The sequence below is a fragment of the Herpetosiphon llansteffanensis genome (assembly GCF_003205875.1).
GTDB classification, from domain to species: domain Bacteria; phylum Chloroflexota; class Chloroflexia; order Chloroflexales; family Herpetosiphonaceae; genus Herpetosiphon; species Herpetosiphon llansteffanensis.
The window spans coordinates 1-250 of the sequence record NZ_PUBZ01000074.1 but is presented as its reverse complement, the minus strand read 5'-3'; the positions used below and the strand labels follow the sequence as shown (position 1 = coordinate 250).

Annotated in this window: 1 protein-coding gene; it reads right to left on the bottom strand. The window is 60.0% G+C overall.

From position 1 onward, the window contains the following. Positions 1 to 250 (bottom strand): hypothetical protein (locus tag C5S61_RS26765; RefSeq protein ID WP_164689227.1); only part of this gene is annotated, 250 nt, incomplete at both ends.

The window sequence follows — 250 nt, the reverse complement described above, 5'->3', positions numbered from 1 at the left end:
CGCCAAGACCGAGCGGATCAAGGGGTCAAGAACGGTCTCAACGTTGAGACGCTCATCGCGGAGAATGCGGCGGACTTGGGTGGCATTGCTAACCGGAGTTGCGCGGAAGGCGCTCCCCGTGGCAAGCTGCTCAACGCGCACATCAACGGTTTCCATCAAGCCCGTGGTGAGCTGGATGAGGCGATGCTGGACGACGGGATGCAGGGTGGGAAGATGCAGCCGAATCCATGGACTAATACACTGGGCTGTT